A 278-nucleotide genomic window follows, 5' to 3' on the forward strand; every position below is an offset into this window, starting at 1 on the left:
GTGTGTGGGATGAGGTTTAAACTTAAAATATTACCGCGTAAATGATTAATCGTTAAGCTAATACCATCTACAGTTACTGAACCCTTCTCTGCCAGATATTTAGCAAGTTCTACAGGCGCAGTCACTTCAAAATAAATTGAGCGAGCATCTTCACGTACTAGGGTAATTTCACCTACACCATCAACGTGGCCACTTACAATATGTCCACCAAAGCGGGTGGTCGGCAGCATCGCTTTTTCCACATTGACACGTTGACCAACTTTCCAGTTACCCAAAGT

Annotated in this window: 1 protein-coding gene; it reads right to left on the bottom strand. The window is 42.4% G+C overall.

From position 1 onward, the window contains the following. A partial coding sequence (locus ACG916_RS21630) for a riboflavin synthase family protein (RefSeq protein ID WP_512700249.1) occupies window positions 1-278 on the bottom strand: 278 nt, incomplete at both ends.

Origin of the sequence: Acinetobacter legionensis (assembly GCF_048552295.1) — a bacterium.
Lineage (GTDB): Bacteria > Pseudomonadota > Gammaproteobacteria > Pseudomonadales > Moraxellaceae > Acinetobacter.